At 52.4% G+C, this 1,267-nt stretch carries 1 pseudogene; it reads right to left on the bottom strand.

Annotated features, from left to right (window positions below):
* A pseudogene (locus ACTHUM_RS14445) lies at window positions 1-1,267 on the bottom strand (DNA translocase FtsK); the annotation flags it as partial.

Genomic DNA, 1,267 nt, shown 5'->3' with positions numbered 1-1,267 from the left:
GAAGTTGGAATAGCTATGCTTGGCGTACTCTCTTGAACGCTTGGTTCTACGGTTTGAACAGGTGTTTCAACGACTGTCTGTGTATATTCAGACGGCCTTGCGATTGTTTCAACAGATTCAACGGGTCCAATGGTTTCAACCGCTTGAATAGCTTCTGCTTCCGCTTGTACAGGCGCTTCCGGCTCACCATCGAATTCTGTTTCTTCGACGGCAGATTCGCTGATTAAATAATCGCGGATACTGCGTTCAGGTTGGTTGCTGACGTGCGCATTGACTTGCGAATCAAAAATCGGCACTTGGATTTTATGTTCAAAAGCAGGCGGCTCGGGGATGTCAATCGGCGCAATCGAGGTTTGGAAAACGGGTGGTTCGGGAATATCGGTTTTAGCCATAGGGACAACCGGTACGGCAGGTGGCTCGACTACGGTTGCGTTTGGTGCGGCAGGTCGGGAGATATAAGGGGATTTTTTAACAGGCGCAGCCGGTTTCGGATGGGACGGTGTTGCCGGTGCGGCAGGTTGTGGTGCAACAGCTTCCGTAGCAGCTTGTTTGCGCGCCCATCTTTCGGCGGCCGCCTCAGTATGGCGGACTTGGCGGCGCAGGCTGGCAGGACGGCTGATTTGTCCCAAGTTGGCCAAAATTTCGTCATTTTCGATGGTGCGCGGAGAGTAGTCGCGCAATGGGGCAACGGCTGCGGCCAGTTTGTGGCGTGCGGCGGTACGGCGGGCAAGGTTGTCGTGAATATCTTCTGCTTGGATTTCAGATGGGAATGCCTGCATGGAAGTATAGGGGAGGATGGCTTCCTTTTCGGCAGTTCTTAAGGCCGTCTGAACGGTTTCGATATGCGGCGCATTGGCTTCTGCCACGCGGACATTGTTGGCACGCGCCAAGGCACGCTCGCGTGTGCGGCGCAAGATAGGGTCGTTGTAGTCGATGATTTCCATACCTGTCATCGGTAGGGATGAAGCGCGCAATAATGGGGTTTCAACTTCGTCTTTGTAAATCGGCGCATTTTTTTCGGCTAAATGCTCGTTCCATTCCTCAACCGCAGCTTCATGCAGGGAACGGGTGGCTTCTTCTAATGTGATTTCTTCAAAATTGCTGTTTTGCACCAAAGATGGGCTGTATTCGGGCGTTTCCATTTGTGCAAACGGCGTGATTTTAGGAATACGTTCCGGTTTGGCAGATTTGCGGGTTTTAGGCGCAACTTTGATTTCTTCTTCGGTAGCTGCGATGTATTCCGGCTCTTCGGCAACTGGCTCTGTTG

It is taken from the genome of Neisseria sp. P0021.S006 (assembly GCF_051956895.1).
This window is presented reverse-complemented; position numbering and strand designations above follow the sequence as displayed.